Here is an 18,474-nt window from a genome sequence, read left to right on the forward strand (position 1 = left end):
AGCCGGCATGGCCGGCGAGGCGTGGGTCGCCCAAGAGATGTCAGGTACCGCAAAAGTGGGAAGACGTTTCATCAGGCGGTCCTCAACAGGATCGCCACCAGCACGTACAGGCCGACGATGCTGCCCATCGCCGCCGGCACCCAGCGCCACCACCCGCGCGTCATGCGGATGGTTTCCAGCCCCGGCAACCGCTGCCTGGCGCCGACGAAATAGCCGACCACCATGGCCAGGATCAGGTAGAGCACGATCATGTAGCTGCGGCTGAGGAAGAACGCCGTGGTGAACATGCCGCACAACACGATGAACAGGGCCAGCGCCAGCGGCCGCTCGATCTGCCATTGCGCAGCGGCCTCCGGCGCCTCGGCGGCATCGGCGCGGTAGCGCAGCACCAGCCACAGCATCCAGAAGCTGTAGCAGACGAACGCGAGCCACAGCACGTAGCCGACGAAGCCGGCCTCGGCCAGCACCAGCACGAAGGAATTGTGCGCAGTCAGTTCGTTGTACTCGGTGAAGTTGCCCGCGCCCACGCCGAACAGCGGGTGCGACATGAACATGTGCAGGCCCGAGTACCAGGCATCGACGCGGCCGTTGGCCGATTCTTCGCCGGCATCGAGTTCCTGCATGCGCGAGGACAACAGCTTGAGGCAGGCCAGCCCGACCACGCCGAGCGCGCCGGCCATCAGCGCCCCGCGGCGATACCACACGTAGATGCCGGCCATCATCAGCACGGCCAGCAGCGCGCCGCGCGAATTGGTCAGGCGGATGCCGTACAGCAACAGCAACGTGCCGGAGTACCACAGCAGCTTGCCCAGCATGCCGCTGTGCTTGCCGAGGTAGACCGCCATTGGCACGGCGGCCACGAACAGCAGGCCGAGATCGTTGGGATCGTTGAAGATGCCCACGTACTGGATGCGGCCATCCTCGCCTACCGGGATGCCGGTCCAGCCGACGCCATTGCTGGCCTGCTGCACGCCGTGCAGGGCGAGCACGAATGAGCACAGCGCGATCACCGCCATGGTGATCACCACATGGCGTCGCGTGGTGCAGGCGGCTGACAGGATGAAGAAGGAGATCACCGTCGGGCCGAACTTGGCCAACTGGTCGAGCATGCCGCCGGTCCAGCCGTTGGTTGCCTGCGAGATCATCAGCACCAGCAGGAAGGCCGGTAGGATGGCGAACTGCGGCGCGTCGAACGTCCTGGCGCGAGAGCCGAGCCAGCTGAGGAAGGCCAGCACCAGCACCACCGGCAGCACGGGCACGCCGACCAGCGCGGGGATGTAGTCCTGCGGGCGGACGATGGTGAGTACGAGGTAGAGCAGGATCAGTGGGAACATGTCGGGTCCGACCTGAACTCGTGCATGCGTCCGCCACTGGGATAACTCATCAGGCTTGGCATCGCCAGCATCGCGGCGAACCAGCCGATGCCCATGTTGCGTTCGACCGCCAGGCGGTACAGCGCGTACCGGTTGAAGTCGCGCTGCGTGTTGGTCCCGCTGATATAGCTGCAGGCCAGTTCGAAGCCCGCCTCTCGGGTGGTGTCGATCACGCGCTGGTCGAACGCGCGCGTGCCGCCCACCGGATAGGACATGTGCAGCATGGCTGGCCCCAGTTCGCGCTGCAGCGTGTCGCGGGAGTGGCGCACCTCGAATTCAAGCTCGTCCTGCGGCAGCTTGGAAAGCATGCGGTGGTGCACGCCATGCGAGCCGAATTCGTAACCTGCCGCGTGCATCTCCCGCACCTGGTCCCAGCTCATGGGCTGGCAGTCCGGCGGCGCCACCTCGCTCGGAATGCGCCACTGGGTTTCCAGCCGACGGGTCATCGCCGACTGGGTGAGCGCGTCGGTTTCCTTCATGCGGTCGAGCACCATCGTCGCCAGCGCGCGTCGCGCGGCGCGGCCGTCCGGCATGGGCTCGTCCATGCCCAGTTCCGGGAGTTCAAGCCTTGGGGCGCCAGTGCGCAGGATCATGTGCACCAGCCAGTCGTAAGCGAACGGGTGGCCGGTGTCGATATGCCCGGTGGAGACGAAGAACGTGGCCGGCACGCCCAGTTCCCGAAGGATCGGGAAGGCGACGTGGTAGTTGTCGTTGTAGCCGTCGTCGAAGGTGACCACCACGGCGTCGGTGGGCAGTTCGCGACCGGTATTGATGGCCTCGGCGACGTCGCTCAGGCGCATCGGATGGTAATGCCGCTTGATGAAGCTCATCTGCTCGCGAAAGCCTTCCGGCGAGGTGCTGATCAGCTCCAGGTCGAACTCGTAGATGTCGGGATCTGGCAGCGGCGTGATGCGGTGATAGGCGAGGATGCGAAGATCCTTGCGCAACCACGAGCGCATCCGTTGCAGCGAGCCGAGCAGCCCGCTGCTGTGGCATAGCTCGCCGAGCTGCCCCCGAAGGCCTGCCGGCCTGCCGCTGTCGCGCACCTGCGTCACCATAGGTGGAGTCCTCGATTGCGGGCAAAGGTCACGACAGCCTGTGCAGCGAAAAGATTGAGGTAGAAGAACGCCATCGCCAGCCGCAGCGGCAGCCAGCGCACCGCGGCCGGCTGCAACCGACCGATCACCACCATGGCCGCGCCCAGCGCCAGCAGCGCCAGGGTGACGGCGCACAGCAGGTAGCTGGAGGCCAGGCAGGCGGAGGTCAGCGCCAGTCCCAGCAGCAACCACGGTCCCAGCAGCCGCAGCAGCTTGTGGCTGACGAAGCGGAACCACGCGGGATTGCGCCAGGGCAACAGCAGCCACGGCGCCAACTGGATCAACTGGCAGTTGCCGGCCAGCGTGCGGATCTTGCGGCGACGTTCTTCCATCGGCGCCTGGGTGGCGCGGTCCCAGGCAAGCGCGCTCGGTTCGAACACCACGCGGTGTCCGGCGGCGATCACGCGCATGGGTACGAGCACGTCGTCGAGCACCGTGCCCTCGGGCAACGGTTCGAACAGCTCGCGGCGTATCGCATACAGCGCGCCGCTGACGCCGATGGTGGAGCCCGAGCGGCTTTCTGCATGGCGGATCAGCTTCTCGTAGCGCCAGTAGGCATCGACGCTCTGCGCGAAGCCGGTGTCCGGGTCGGACAGCATCAGCTCGCCGCCCACCGCGCCCACGGCAGGGTCAGCGAGGTTCGCCATCAGGTCGCGCAACGCCTGCGGCGAGAGCTTCTGGCGCACGTCGGTGAGCAACAGCACGTCACCGCGCGCCTGAGCGACCGCGTTGTTGAGGCAGGCGGCCTTGCCCCGGCGCGTGGGAAACTCCAGCACCTGCACGCGCGGGTCGCCGAATTCGCGCGCCAGCCGCGCGGTGTCGTCGTGGCAACCGTCGCAGGCGACGATGATGTCCAGCTTCTCGCGCGGATAACCGAGGCAGGCCAGATTGGCCAGCTTGGCCTGGATATAGGCCGCGCTGTCATAGGCGGCGATCACCACAGTGACCTTGGGCGTGATCGGACGCTTGCGCACCGGGCGTGGGAACAACCGCGCCTGCAGCCAGATCCACAGTGGATAGCCGGCGAAGATATGCACCAGCAACAGGCCGCAGATCCAGAACACCGTGTAGGCGACCGTGCTCATGACGGCATGCTCCCGTCCCGGCGTGTGCGGGAACGACGAGCGAGGCGAGGCTCATGGCGGTACGGGCGCGTCACCATGGCTGGCTGTCCCGGTGGCGTGAGAAGGTGAGCAGCGCCTGTGCGGAGAACAGGTTCAGGTAGAAGAACGTCAGCGCCAGGCGCACCGGCAGCCAGCGGCTCAGCGCCGGTTGCAGGCGACCGGCCGCCGCGAGGCAAATCCCGGCCACCAGCATGGCCAGCGTCGCTGCGCACAGGATGTGCCGCCGCGCGAGCAGCAGCGAGGCGAGCGCCACGCTCAACATCAGCCATGGCGCCGCCAGGCGAAGCAGCTTGTGGCTGACGAAGCGCAGCCACACCGGGTTGTCCTGCGGTGACAGCAGCCACGGCGCCAGGCGCGCCAGCTGCAGGTGCCCGGCCGAGTTGTGGATGCGCCGCGGGCGGTCTTCCTCGGGCCGCTGCACCAGCCGGTCCCATGCCAGCGCGCGCGGCTCGAACACCACGCGGCGTCCGCTGGCGATCATCCGCATGGGAATCAGCACGTCGTCGAGCATGGTGTCCGGCGGCAGCGGTTCGTACTGCAGGCGGCGCATGGCGTACAGGCCGCTGCTCACGCTGATGGTCGAGCCGCTCTGGCTCTCGGCCAGCCGCAGCGTCTTTTCGTAGCGCCAGTAGGTATCGATGCCCTGGGCGAAACCGCTCTGGTTGTCGGTGTACAGCAGTTCGCCGCTGGCGATGCCCACGTGAGGGTCGGCGAGGTTGGCCACCAGTTCGCGCAAGGCGATCGGCGCCAGCGTCTGGTGCACCTCGGTGAACAGCAGCACTTCGCCCTGCGCCAGCGCCACCGCACGGTTCAGGCAGGCGGCCTTGCCCATCGGCTCCTGGAATTCCAGCACGCGCACGCGCCGGTCCTTGAACTGGCGCGCCAGCCGCGGCGTGCCATCGCGGCAACCGTCGCACACCACGATGACCTGCAGCTGGCTGCGCGGATAGTTGAGGGTGCCGAGGTTGGCGAGTTTGGCCTGGATGTGCATGGCGCCGTCGCGGACCACCATGACGACGCTCACTGTGGGCAACACCGGTTGCTTGTCCACCGGCTGCGGTCGCAGCCGCGCCAGCAGCCAGATGCCGGTGGGATACACGATGAAGGTGTAGGCCAGCAGCCAGGCGCTGGCCAGGAACACCGCGTAGACCAGTGAGCTCATATCGGCTTCCCCCAAACCGACCCGGTCATCTCAGCGCCTTCCGAACAGTTTGCGCAGGCGCTGTCCCAGTGCGGGCGGACGTTCGTCGGTCGCCGGCGGTGATGTCGCCAACTCGGCCGCGAGCGTGCCCAGCGAGCCGTTGGCGATATCCAGCAGGTTCAGGCGTACGCCGGTCTCGCGCTGCACGCGCGTCGCCATTTCCACCGCCAGCAACGAATGGCCACCAATGTCGAAGAAGTTGTCGCTGGTGCGCACCTGGCTGAGGTGCAGCAAGTCGCGCCAGATCGCCGCCAGCAATTGTTCACCTGGCGTCTTCGGCTGCACCGCCAGCTCGCCGAGATCGTCGTCGCGACCGCCGGGCAAGGGCAGGGCGGCGATGTCCACCGTGCCGTCGGCCAGTGTCGGCAACGCATCCAGCACCACCAGATGCTTGGGCATGCCCTTCGCCGCGAGCACGCGGCCGAGCGCGGCGCGCAGCGCGTCACGATCGAGCGTGGCGCCGGCGCCTGGGGCCACGTAGGCATCGACCTGGGAGTCGCCCAGGCTGTCGGTGCGCGATATCGCGATCGCGGCGGCGACGTTCGGCTGCTGCAGCAACAACGCCTCCACCGCCACCGGGTCGACGTCGTGCCCGTCGACGCGCACGCGCCGGTCGAAACGACCCAGTTCCTGCAGTTGCCCCTCGGCGAGCCAACGGCCCCGGAAACCTGTCGGCCACAGCGGCGGCGCGCCAGAAATGTTGACCGAGGTCGAAGCCCATGCGCTTGCACGTTGTCCGAAGGCGCGGTTGAGTCCGGCCCCGCCAAGGTGGATCTCGCCGATGGCGCCCATCGGGCACGGGCGCTGCTGTGCGTCGAGGATCCACACCTGGTTGCCGGCCAGCGCGCGTCCGCTGTGCACGCCATCAGCGGGGCGCTCGACGCGACCGATCGTGGCGACCAGCGCGCTGTCATCGGCGCCGAACAGGCTCCACAGGCTGGCGCTGCGCGCGGCGAGTTCGATCGCCAGCTCTGGCGACGGCGCGCCGCCCACGCAGATCGCACGCAAGTCGCGGTGACCCTCCCAGCCCGCCGCGAGCAATGCGCGCCACGCGGCGCTCGGGGCGAAGATCACGCTGGCGTGGCTGGCCTGCACCAGGCTGAGCAGCGATTCGCCGTCGTCGACCTGGTGGATGCCCGCCAGCACGAACTTGGCGCCGCTGCCCAGCGGCAGCAGGCGCTCCACCACGCCCACGCCGGTCGATGCCGGGGCCATGCCCAGCACGCCGTCGGCGGTGGTGATGGAAAGCGTGTCACGCAATCCCTGCACCAGTCGCGCCAGTGCGCCGTGGGTGACCGCGTGGCCGCCGGGTTGGCCATTCGCGCCAGGCACGTAGCTGACGAAGGCCACGTCGTCGAGCGTGGGATGCTGGCTGCCGTCGCGCTGCGAGGAAGCGCCGACGATCTCGGTAGTGTCGGTGTCCAGCCACAGCGCCTTGGCATGTGGCCAGCCAAGGTCCGCTTCCAGCGTGGCGTTTCCGATCAGCAGGCTGACGCCAGCGTCGGCGATCAGTTCGTTGAGGCGGGCCGGCGGATCCTCCGGGTCGAGCAGCACCACCGTGCCGCCGGCCTTGAGTGTGCCGAGCATCGCGGCGAGACGACCGATGCCGGGCTCGGCGCACAGGCCCACGGCCGCGCCGCGACCGACGCCGCGCTGGCGCAGGCAGGCCGCCATGCGGTTGCTGCGCGTTTCCAGTTCCGCGTACGAGGTGTTCCAGTTGCCCACGGCCAATGCAGGCGCCTGGGGCGCGCGATCGACCTGCGCTTCGAACTGCGCGACCAGATCGACGGCCTCGGTTCCGGCGTCGCTGGCGTGCCACTGTTGCTGCTGGGCCAGTTCGTCGGCGCGGATCGCGTTGAGCGCATCGATGGTCTGGGTGGGATCGGCGCTGACCCGCGCCATCAGGGTGAGGTAACGGTCGCGCTGCAGGCGCGCGGTGTCGGCCTGCAGGATGTCGGCGTTGTAGGTGACGCCGCCCAGCAGGCCCTTGGTGTTCTCCAGGAACCACAGGCCCAGATCCTCGGTGGCGCCGCTCTGGAACAGCAGGATCTGCTCGTGGCTCAGACCGCCCCAGTCGACCACGCGCTGGCGCGCATCCTGGAACGAGAACAGCGCCTGGTACAGCACCGCGCCATTGCCGTGGCCGGTGCGCAGCTCGCGCTGCAGGTATTCCAGCGGCACGTCGGGATGGCCGAAGCTCTCGATGGCGGCGTCTTTCACCTGGCGCACGAAATCGATGAAGCGCAGCGACGGATCCACGGTGATGTGCAGCGGCAACAGGTTGTTGAAGTAACCCATCACCGATTCGACTTCGGTCTGGTTGCGCGCGCGCACCGGCGTGCCCACCACCAGGTGGCGCTGGCCGGCGAGGCCGCTCAGAAGCACGTAGTACAAGGCGAGCAGGGCCATGTTGAGCGTGGCGTCGGCCTGCTTGGCGACGTGATGCATCACGTCGGTGGCTTCGCGCGACACGCGGATCCATTCCGTGCGGCCGACACCGGACATGCCGGGGCGACGCGGGAAGTCGGTCGGCAACGCGCGCGTTTCCTGCGCCTTTGCCAGCCGCTCGCGCCAGTAACCGAGCTGCGCCTGGAAGGCTTCGCTCTCCAGCCACTGCGCGTGCCAGGCGGCGAAATCGCCGTAGGTCACCGGCAGCGGGGCCAGCGGCGAGGGCTTGCCTTCGGCGAAGGCCTTGTACAGCTGCGAGAGTTCAGCGTAGAGGATGTCGAACGACCAGCCGTCCCAGATGATGTGGTGCGGCATGAAGAAGAACACGTGCTCGTCGTCGGCGAGCCGGAACATCCGCGCGCTGAACAGCGGCGAGCGGGTGAGGTCGAACGGCGTGTCGGTCAGCGCCTGCAGGCGACGCATCAGTTCCGGCTCGCGCTCGGCCTCCGGCAAGGCCGACAGGTCCTCGGCCGGGAACAGCGCCAGCTCGATGTCTTCCACCACCTGCGCCACGTCGTCGCCGTCGTGGCGGAAAGCGGTGCGCAGGATCGGCTGCCGCTGCACCAGTTCCTGCAGCGCCTGCTGGAAGGCTTCTTCGTGCAGGCGGCCGCGCAGACGGTGTGCGGAAGGCGCGTTGTAAGTGACGCGGCCAGGCTGCAGCTCCTCCAGCGACCACAGGCGGCGCTGCATCAGCGAGAGCGGGGCGCGGCCCTGTTCGGTGCGGCGAAGGATCGGCGGCGCGCCGCTGGCGCTGCCGCTCGCCTTGAGCTGGTCGATGGTGGCGGCCAGGCTCTGGATGGTCGGGGCGTCGAACAGCGTGCGGAACGACAGCGTGATGTCGAACTCGCGGTTGAGCCGCGCGGTGAGCTGGGCGGCGAGCAGCGAGTGGCCGCCGAGCGCGAAGAAGTTGTCGCGCACATCCAGCTCGGGCAGCGCCAGCACCGCTTCCATGGCGGCGGCGACGCGCCGCTCGGTATCGCTCTGCGGCGCCAGGCGCTCGCGGTCGGCCGCCACCGTGTGCACCGGCGGCGCAGGCAGCGACTTGCGGTCGATCTTGCCGTTGGGCAGCAGCGGGATCGCCTCCAGCGCCATGAAGTGTTGCGGCAGCATGTAGTCGGGCAGGCGCTGGCGCAGGCGCGGGCAAAGATCAGTCTCTTCGATGGCTGCGCCTTCGCTGGGCACCAGATAGGCCACCAGGCGCACGTCGCCCGGGCGATCCTCGCGCGCCACCACGACGGCGCGCGCCACTTCGGGCAGATCGGCGAGCGCCGTCTCGATCTCGCCCAGTTCGATGCGGTAGCCGCGGATCTTCACCTGGAAATCCAGGCGCCCGCGATGTTCCAGCTCGCCGTTGGCCAGCCAGCGGCCACGGTCGCCGGTGCGGTACATGCGCGCCTGCGGCTCGTGCGAATAAGGATCGGGCAGGAAGCGTTCGGCGTTGAGCTCGGGCCGGTTGAGATAGCCGAGGGTGACGCCGTCGCCGCCGATATAGATCTCACCCGGCATGCCCAGGGGACAAAGGGCGCCGTGCTCGTCGAGGATGTAGACCGTGGTGTTCGCGATGGGCTGGCCGATGGTGATGCCGGCGCGTGGCGCGTGCACCTTCCACAGCGTGGACCACACGGTGGTCTCGGTCGGGCCATAGGCGTTCCACAGCTCGCCGCAGCGCTCCAGCAGCGACTCGGCGAGGTCCAGCGGCAGCGGCTCGCCACCGGCGATGGCCTTGAAGCCGGCGCGGCCGGGCCAGCCCGATTCGAGCAGGATGCGCCAGCCAGCGGGTGTGGCCTGCATCATGCTGGCTTCGCTCTGTTCAACCAGTCGGCGCAAGGCTCCGCCATCGCGAACGTCGTCGTAGCTGGCCAGCACGATCGCCGCGCCGACGCTCAGCGGCAGCATGAGTTCCAGGAACGCGATGTCGAAGGACAGCGTGGTCACCGCCACCAGCCGGTCGTCTTCGGTGATGCCGGGCGCCTGCTGCATGCTGCGGATGAAGTTGGAGGTGGCGCGATGCGGCACGCGCACGCCCTTGGGCTTGCCGGTAGAGCCGGAGGTGTAGATCAGGTAAGCCACCGACTCAGGCGTCGCGGCGTGCGCGTCGCGCGGCAGCCGCGCCGTGCTGGCGGCGGCCAGCGCATCGGCATCGCGGCTGAGCGACAGCACCGGCAGGCCGGACAGGGCCAGCGCATCCGGCGCGGCATCGTCGACCAGCAGCGCGGCCAGCGCCGCGTCCTGCGCCATGAAGGCCAGGCGTTCGGCGGGGAAGCTCGGGTCCAGCGGCACGTAGCCGGCGCCGGTCTTCAGTACCGCCAGCAGCGCCGCGACCATGTCGGGGCTGCGCGCGAGCGAAAGACCGACAAGGCTGCCCTGCGCCACGCCGCGTGCGCGCAGCACGTGGGCGATGCGGTTGGCGCGCTCTTCCAGTTGCGCGTAGGTCAGCGTTTGCGCGCCGCCGGTGATGGCGATGCGCGACGGGGCGCGATCGACCTGCGCCTCGAAATATTCGTGGGCCAGTTGGCCCTCGGCATACGGAGTGCGCTGCGGCTGCAACGCGAGCAGCTCCACCTTGGCGACTTCGGAAACCAGGCCGAGCGCGCTGCCAGCCGCATCGGGCATGTCGGCTGCGTGGCGCAGCAGGGTGGCGTAGGCGTCCAGCCAGGCGCGGATGGTGGCGCGCTCGAACAGGTCGCTGTTGTACTGGCATTCGAGGCGCAGCCCGTCCGGTACCTGCACGGCGTTGACGAACAATTCGAAGTTCTCGAAGGCTCGCGGATTGCCGGCGAACTCGAAGCTGAGCCCCGGGAACGACAGCGTGCGCTCGTCCAGCGCCTGGTCGAGATTGAACAGCACGCCGGCCAGCGGCAGGCGCGCCGGATCGCGTGGCAGGGCCAGGCGGGCCAGCAGGCTGCCAAGGGTGTACTGCTGGTGGTCGAAGGCATCGAGCAGATCGCCGCGCACCTGCTTGAGGCTCTCGGCGAACGGTGCGGCAGGATCGATCGCCACGCGCAGCGGCAGCACGTTGACGCAATGACCCACCAGCGACTGCTGGCCTCCGGCCGCCTGGCCGGCGGAAGGAATGCCGATGACCACGTCGTCCTGGCCGCTCAGGCGCTGCAGCAGCAGGCCGAAGGCGCTGAGTAGCGTGGCGTAGAGGCTGGCGCCGCGCTGGGCGCCCATGCGCTTGATGTCGGCCACCAGACTGGCGTCGAGCGCCAGATCCTCGCGTTGCGAGGTGAAGCTGCGCTGGCGCGGCCGCGGATGGTCGGTGGGCAGGTCCAGCGACGGCGTGGGACTGGTGAAGCGTTGCAGCCAGTAGGCTTCCGCGTCACGTCCGGACTGGCTCTGGCGATGATTCGCCTCAGCCAGCGCGTAATCGCCGAAGGCGTCGACTGGCGGCAGTTCGGCATCGGCGCCCAGCTGCCCCGCATAGAGCGCGGCCAGATCGCGCACGATCACGCCGAACGACCAGCCATCGCACACGATGTGGTGCGCGGTGAACACCAGCAGGTGGTCCTGCGGATCCAGGCGCAGCAGTTCGGCGCGGACCAGCGGGCCGCTTTCGAGGTCGAACGGCGTGGTGACCGCGTGCTGCAAGGTGGACTCGATGTCCGCCTCGCGCTCATCGACACCCAGCCACGACAGGTCGCGAACCGGGCAGGGCAGTTCCTGCTGGTCAGCGATGTAGAGCTCCTCGCCATCCTGGCTGAAGGTCGCGCGCAGCGCCTCGTGGCGGTTTACCAGCTGCTGCAGGGCGGCCTGCAGCGCGGGCACGTCCAGCTCGCCATGCAGGCGCAGGGAGATCGACTCGTTGTAAGCGAGCGAGGCGTCCGGTTCCAGCGTGGCGCCGAGCCATACTTCGCGTTGCGGAGCCGTGGCGGGCACTACACGCGCCAGCGCGGCGCCGGCGAACGGATCGTAATCCACGGCGACCTGGGCGGCGGTGGAGAGCGGCGTCGTGTCGTTCGGGCTCATGCATTGACCCTCATGTACTTGCCGGGCACGTCGGGATTGGGAACGAACCAGGCCGGGTTGCCGTCATGGTCCTTGCCGAGGCGGGCGCCGGCCACCGGTGGACGGGTGGCGTCAAAAGCCAGCGCTTCCACGTTCTTGTGACGCGGCAGGAATTCGGCCTCCTGCAGCTCAAGCACCGATTCCTTGAACGCCTTGGCGATCGCGACGAAGTCCTGCTCGCTGTGCGCGGTGGTGAAGAAGCACGGGAAGTTGTCCAGCACGTGTATGCCGCGGCTGCGCATCATGGCGAACAGGAGGTCCTGCAGCGGGTGGTCTTCGCTGAACGTGGTCTTCCACACCGAGGCGAAATGCACCAGCTGGATCGGCGCGCCGACGCTGGCGCAGAACGCGTTGAGCTCATCCATCAGCAGCCCGGTGCGCGCATTGAGCCGTTCCTGCAGGGCGGCGCCGTTCGCCTTCAGATGGCTGAGCACCGCATGTGCTGCGGCAAGCGCCAGCGGGTGCCGCACGAAGGTGCCGGCGAAATAAGTGACGCCCACTGTGGGAATGGAAGCGTCGCCGTACTGCCAGCCGCCGCCATCGAGCGCATCCATGTAGCGACGCTTGCCGGCGATCACGCCGATCGGGTAGCCGCCGCCGACGACCTTGCCGTAGGAGGCGAGGTCGGCGTCGATGCCCAGCACCGCCTGCGCGCCGCGCGGATGCGAGCGGAAACCGGTGACCACTTCGTCGAAGATCAGCAGGGCGCCCGCATCGGCGGTGATCGCGCGCAACTCCTTGAGGAAGTCGCGCGGCTGGAAATCCGGGCGGCGGCTCTGCACCGGCTCCACCAGCACCGCGGCGATGCTGGCGGCGCGCTCACGGATGATCTGCAGCGACTCAGGCGTACCGTAGTCGAGCACCAGCACGTTCTCGGACGTGTTGCGCAGGATGCCCGGCGCGGCGGGGACCGAGCGCAACTTCCTGGTGCCGCGAACGATCACTTCGTCGAAGATGCCATGGTAGGAACCGGTGAAGATCACCAGCGTGTCGCGTCCGGTGACCGTGCGCGCGATGCGGATCGTGCCCATCACCGCCTCGGAACCGGTATTGCACAGCGCGGCGCGATCGAAGCCGGTGAGCTCGCAGACCTGCTCGGCCACCTCGCCGGCCAGCGGATGCTGCGGGCCGATCTCGTAGCCCGCGTCGAGCTGGCGGCGCACCGCGTCGAGCACAAACTCCGGCTGCCAGCCGAACAGGTTCATGCCAAAGCCGTTGAGCGCGTCGATGTATTCGTTGCCGTCCAGGTCCCACACCTTGGAACCCTTGGAGCGGTTCACCACGATCTGGTAGATCATTTCCTTCAGCAGCGGACGGAAGCCGTTGACCACGCGTGGGTCAGCCAGATGGGCGCGATGGCGCTGCGTGTATTCCTTGGAGGCGCGGGTGCGGTCGATGTAGCGGCGCATGAACGCATCCAGCCGTGCGCGCTGCCGCTCGGTCAGGTCAGTCGTCGTGGAGTGGATGCGCGCGATGGCGCCGAAGGCCTTTTTCACGTCGTAGGTGGTGTGGGCCAGCGCTGCTTCCTCGTCCTGCGCGGGCGCCGCGGCGGGCGTGGGTTGCGCGGTGGCGACCACTGGCGCTGCGACCGGCTGCGGCGCCGCAACTGCCTGCACCGGCGTAGCCACTTGCACGGGCGCGCCGCTGGCGGCCGCGGCCAGCAGGGCCAGCTGCTGCTGCATGATCAGCATCTGCTGCTGGATCACGTCCTGCATGACGTTGCCGCTCGCGCCGGCCTGGATGCCGGGCATGGCCACTGCGGCGATGGAGGGGGCAACAGCGGCCGCCGCAGCGGCAACGGGTGCGGGCGTGGCCGGCGCGGCAGTGTCCGGCGGCAACAGTTGGTCGATGTGCATGGCGAGACGCTCGAACGAGGGGAACGACTCCATCAGTTCGCGGAATGTGATCTTCAGCGCGAAGGTTTTCTGCAGCTGTAGCGCCACCTGGGTCAGGGCCAGCGAATCCAGGCCAAGTTCGACGAAGCCCGCCGTCGGGTCCACGCCTTGCAGCTCGCTGCCGGACACGTCCTCAAAAAGCTCGGTGAGTTGTGCGAGCAGGCGGGCAGTGCGCGCCGAGCCGGCGTTCGTGCCGGGGAGGTTGGCATCCATGAGGCTCTCCGAAACGGGGGCTGTTGGTGGGTTGAACAAGGGAATGACGTTGTCGGGCACGGCGGGTACGGCGGGCGCCGGTGCGGCGGCCTGGACAGCCGGCTCGATCCAGTGGCGCTTGCGCTCGAATGGATAGCTCGGCAACTCCACGCGCCGCCGGTGCTGGCGGCGGTCAAGCGAGGACAGCTCCATCGGGGCTCCTGCGCACCACAGCTGGCCGACCGCATCGAGCCAGCTGGCACGCTCGTTGTCGGGAGAGTCCGCAAGCGAGGCGATGATGGTGCGGCCACGGCTCTGCGGATGCTGGCGGGCCAGCGTGCTGAGCGCGGTGCGCGGCCCGACTTCGAGGAACAGGCGTTGCGGCTGGTCAAGCTGATCGAGCAGCGCGCGAGAAAACCGCACCGTGCCGCGCAGGTGGCGCGTCCAGTAGTCGACCGAAGTGGCTTCGTCGTCGCCCAGCGCCTGCCCGGTAAGGGTAGAGATGATCGGAAGCGTGGGTTTGAACAGCGTGATGCGTTCCACTTCCTCGCGGAAGGGCGACAGCACCGGATCCATCATCGCCGAGTGGAAGGCGTGCGAGGTCTGCAGCATCCGGCAGGCCACGCCATCGCCCTCGAGGGCAAGACGGAACGCATCGATGGCTGCGCTTTCACCGCTCACCACGCAGGCGTTGGGTGAATTCTCGGCCGCAAGCTGCAGGTGATCGGGCAGGCGGGCGGCGAGCTGCGCCGCATCCATCCGCACGGACAACATGGCGCCGGCCGGCAAGGCTTGCATCAGGCGGCCGCGCCGCGCCACCAGGCGCAGGGCTTCACACAGGTGCATGGTGCCGGCAACCGCCGCCGCGACGAACTCGCCCACGCTGTGGCCGATCATGGCGGCGGGACGGATGCCCATGCTCATCCACAGCTGGGCCATCGCGTATTCGATGGCGAACGTGGCCGGCTGGGTCAGCGAGGTCTCGCGCAGCGCATCGGCATCGTCGGCGAACAGGCGTTCGCGCAGCTCGAAACCGAGTTCCTCGCGCAGCAGGTTGGTGCATTGGTCGATCGCCACGCGGAACGCCGGCTCGCTGGCGTACAGCGCGCGTCCCATGCCGGCGTATTGCGAACCCTGGCCGGGGAACAGGAACACCACTTCCGGCGCTCGTTGGCTCGCGGCCTTGGCATTGCCCGGCGCCAGCGTGGCCAGCCGTTCCGCCGCCTGCGCACCGGTCGATGCAACCACGTGCAGGCGTTGCCCGAACGTCTTGCGTCCGCGGATGAGGGTGTAGGCGACGTCCGCCAGGTTCTGCCCCGGCAGGTTCGACAGATGTTGTCCCAGCCGCGTGGCGGCCGCCGCGACGGCGTCGGCCGAGCGTGCCGACAGCAGCAGCAATTGGGGGCCTTCGGCTGCGTCGGAAGGCGTCCGCGCGGGAGCTTCCTCGAGAATCACATGGGCGTTGGTGCCACCGACGCCAAACGAACTGACGCCCGCGCGCAGCGGCGTCGCTCCGGCGTTCCATGGGCGCAGCGCGTCATTGACCACGAACGGCGTCGCCGCGAGGTCCAACTTCGGATTGGGTGACTGGTAATGCAGGGTCGGCGGCAGTGTGCGCTCGCGCAGCGAGAGCGCGGTCTTGATCACGCCAGTCGCGCCAGCGGCCATCACCAGGTGACCCATGTTGCTTTTCACCGAGCCGATCGCGCAGAAGCCACGCTCGTCGGAGCCCTGGCGGAAGGCTGCGGTGAGTCCTTCGATCTCGATGGGGTCGCCCAGCGGCGTGGCGGTGCCATGCGCTTCGATGTAGGAGATGGATCGCGCGTCCACGCCCGCATCGGTGAGCGCCATGGTGATCACGGCGGCCTGGCCGGCGCTGCTCGGCGCGGTGAAGCTCGCCTTGATGCCGCCGTCGTTGTTGATGGCGATGCCGCGGATTACCGCGTGGATGGGATCGCCGTCGCGTTCGGCGTCGGACAGGCGCTTGAGCAGCAGCACCGCCGCGCCGTCGCTGAACACGGTGCCTTGGGCCTGCGCGTCGAAGGTGCGCGTATGGCCGTCCGGCGACAGCATCGAGCCCTCCTGCGACAGGTAGCCGCTGCGCGGCGGGCAGGCGACCGACACGCCACCGGCCAACGCCATATCGCATTGGCCCGCGCGTAGCGCCGCAGTGGCCTGGCAGATCGCGACCAGCGAGGTCGAGCAGGCGGTATTCATGCTGATCGCGGGGCCGGTGAGGTTGAGCTTGTGCGCCACGCGGGTGGTGAGATAGTCCTTCTCGTTGGCCAGCATCACCTGGAACGCGCCGAGCTTGTCGATCAGATCGGGCCTCGTGCTGAGGTGCCGCTGGAAGTAGGTGGCGTTGTGCATGCCGCCGAACACGCCCACCGGCGCTTTGTGCGCGTCCGGCACATAGCCGCCGCGCTCCATGCATTCCCAGCACAGCTCCAGGAACAGGCGCTGCTGCGGGTCGGTCAGTTCGGCCTCGCGCGGCGACATGCCGAAGAAGCCCGCGTCGAACAGTTCTACGCCGTCGATCACACCGCGGGCAGCGACGTAGGCTGGGTCGTCGCGGTCCGCAGTGGGTACGGCGGGGTCGAGCTGGTCCTGGCTGAAATAGGTGATGGATTCGCGGCCCGCGCACAGGTTGTCCCAGAACGCCTCGATGTCGTTGGCGCCGGGGAAGCGGCCGGCCATGGCGACGATCGCCACGGGCTCGCCGTGGTCGTCGTGGCGGCCGCTGGCGATGCGCGTGGACAGCGCGGTGCGTGCGCCGCGTCCTTCAATCAGCGCGGCCAGCGCAGCCGGCGTGGGGTCGCCGAAGAAGGCGGGGATCGTCGGCGCCTGTGAGAGATCGGCATGGATGCGCGCCACCGTGCGCACGGCGAGCAGCGAATGGCCGCCCAGTTCGAAGAAGTTGTCCAGCCGCCCGACCTGGTCGAGCCCGAGCATGTCGGCGAACAGTTCGCACAGCTTCTGCTCAAGCGGGCCGCTGGCGGGCTGGTAGGCCTCGGCCAGCTCCGGGCGACGGCCATCGGGCGCCGGCAGCGCGCGACGGTCCAGCTTGCCGTTGGCCGTCACCGGGAACGCATCAAGCCGCAGGTAAATGGCGGGCACCATGAACTCGGGCAGCGCGCGCGCCAGTTGCTCGCGCATCTGGCGCGCGGTGAGCGTGGCATCGTCGGCGACGTAGTAGGCCACCAGCCGTTTCTGGCCGGGCTGGTCCTCGCGCGCCAGCACCGCGCCGGCGCGCACGCCGGGGATGCGCTGCAACGCGGCCTCGATCTCACCCAGTTCGATGCGGAAGCCGCGGATCTTCACCTGGTGGTCGGTGCGCCCGATGAACTCCACCACGCCTTCCGGCAACCAGCGCACCAGGTCGCCGGTGCGATAGAGCCGGTCGCCGGGCGCGCCGAACGGATCGGGCACGAAGCGCTCCGCGGTGAGATCGGGCTGGCCAAGGTAGCCGCGGGCCAGTCCCGCGCCGCCGATGTAGAGCTCGCCCGCCACGCCCACCGGCACATGCTCGCCGCGCGCGTTGAGCACGTGAAGCGTGGTGTTGGGAATGGGCTGGCCAATCGGAATCGAACGTGCCTGTGCGTCGAGCGCGCGCGGGATGCGGTAGGTGGCCGAGAAGGTGGTGCACTCGGTCGGGCCGTAGCCGTTGATGATCACCACCTCGGGCAGCGCGGCGTACGCCTTGCGCACGTGCGCGACCGACAGCGCCTCGCCGCCGATCAGCAACTGGCGCAGCCCCTCGAGCCGGCTGGCGTCGTCGTCGATGATGGCGTTGAACAGCGCGGCGGTGAGCCACGCGATGCGCGCGTCGTGGCGGCGAATGGTCTTCGCCAGGCCACATCCGGTGGGAATGCGCTCCTCGTGGATGATGCAGCAGCCACCGTTGAGCAGGGCGCCCCAGATTTCCAGCGTCGAGGCGTCGAATCCCAGCGGGGCGGCGTGCAGCACGCGCGGCGCATCGCCGAAGGTCACGTACTCCACCTCGCGCACCAGCCGGATGATCGACCGATGCATGATCTGCGCGCCCTTGGGCGTGCCGGTGGAGCCGGAGGTGTACATCACGTAGGCGAGCGCATCGCCGTCGAGCGCCGGCAGCGCGGGCGGCGGCGTGCTGGCCTCGATGCTCGCCAGCGCCAGCATCGGCGCGTCCACGCCCGGCAGCGCCACCGCCTGCGGCGGCGCCACGATCAGCACGGCGCGAGCGTCGTTGAGTGTGAAGGCGAGTCGCTCGACCGGATGGCTGGCATCCAGCGGCAGATACGCAGCGCCTGCCTTGAGGATGCCGAGGATGGCTGCGATGGCTTCGGCCGAGCGCTCCAGCAGCAGGCCGACTGTGTCGCCTGGCTTGACGCCGCGTTCGATGAGACCGGCGGCGATGCGGTCCGCGCGTCCGTCGAGTTCGTCATAGCGCAGCGTCGCGCCGTCGGCCGCCACGGCGATGCGCGCCGGGTGGCGCCGCGCCATCGCCGCGAACAGGCTGTGTACCGTGTCGCCGTCGTGCCGCGGCACGTTGGTGTCGTTCCACGCATGCAGCAGTTGCGCGCGCTCGGCATCATCGATCACACCGACGCTGGACAACGGACGATCGCCGTTCTCCAACAGCCCCGCCAGCGCACGCGATGCGCAGCGCGCAAACAGGGCGGCGCCGGCTTCATCGAACGGCAGGCGATGGCCGACGTGCAGCTGCGCCGTGGAGGTGTCGAGCCGCCACGCGCTGAAAGCTTGGGGGCAGGGCGTGGCTGGTGTATCGGAGACACACCACGCCGCCTCGCCCTGCGCGGGCGCGGCATCGGCGAACAGCGCCACGAGCCCGGACAGCCACTCATCGCGCGAAGCATCCGCAGGCGCCGGCAGTTGTACTTGCCGTGTGGCATTGCCCTCCAGCAGCGTGGCGGCCACCTGTTCGGCGCCGGTGAGCCTGGCTTCCGTCAGCGCGAGAGCGGCGCACAGCAGCACAGGATCGGCCGCGCTGGCGGCGACCGTCAGCACGTGCGTCGCGGTGCTCCAGCCGTCCTGTGCGATGCCCGGACCACGTGGCAAGACATCGAACAATCCGGTGGAAGCCGGGGCGGGGTTCCGGTTGTCGGTACGGTTCGGAGTCATCGCGTTCACTGCACG

The 18,474-nt window shown here is 68.8% G+C and carries 6 protein-coding genes; all 6 read right to left on the bottom strand.

Annotated elements, in window-relative coordinates; translation table 11 throughout:
• Nucleotides 1–71: 71 nt before the first annotated feature.
• Complete coding sequence (locus DVT68_RS18340) at nt 72–1,334, bottom strand: O-antigen ligase family protein (protein ID WP_114826666.1); 1,263 nt, start codon at nt 1,332–1,334, stop codon at nt 72–74.
• Nucleotides 1,322–2,431 (bottom strand): polysaccharide deacetylase family protein, encoded by a 1,110-nt coding sequence (locus tag DVT68_RS18345; RefSeq protein ID WP_233523561.1) that lies wholly within the window; start codon nt 2,429–2,431, stop codon nt 1,322–1,324. Before DVT68_RS18345 ends, DVT68_RS18340 begins: the two co-directional genes overlap by 13 nt.
• On the bottom strand, nt 2,425–3,555 hold the full coding sequence (locus DVT68_RS18350) for a glycosyltransferase family 2 protein (RefSeq protein ID WP_114826667.1): 1,131 nt from the start codon (nt 3,553–3,555) through the stop codon (nt 2,425–2,427). Before DVT68_RS18350 ends, DVT68_RS18345 begins: the two co-directional genes overlap by 7 nt.
• Nucleotides 3,556–3,625: 70 nt before the next feature.
• Nucleotides 3,626–4,756, bottom strand: a complete 1,131-nt coding sequence (locus tag DVT68_RS18355; RefSeq protein WP_114826668.1) for a glycosyltransferase family 2 protein — start codon at nt 4,754–4,756, stop codon at nt 3,626–3,628.
• A gap of 30 nt (nt 4,757–4,786) precedes the next feature.
• Complete coding sequence (locus DVT68_RS18360; protein WP_114826669.1) at nt 4,787–11,212, bottom strand: non-ribosomal peptide synthetase; 6,426 nt, start codon at nt 11,210–11,212, stop codon at nt 4,787–4,789.
• Nucleotides 11,209–18,459: a hybrid non-ribosomal peptide synthetase/type I polyketide synthase gene (locus tag DVT68_RS18365; protein ID WP_114826670.1), complete on the bottom strand. Its 7,251-nt coding sequence runs from the start codon at nt 18,457–18,459 to the stop codon at nt 11,209–11,211. The genes DVT68_RS18360 and DVT68_RS18365 overlap by 4 nt, the downstream gene beginning before the upstream one ends.
• Nucleotides 18,460–18,474 lie beyond the last annotated feature (15 nt).

Source organism: Dyella solisilvae (genome assembly GCF_003351225.1).
GTDB classification, from domain to species: domain Bacteria; phylum Pseudomonadota; class Gammaproteobacteria; order Xanthomonadales; family Rhodanobacteraceae; genus Dyella; species Dyella solisilvae.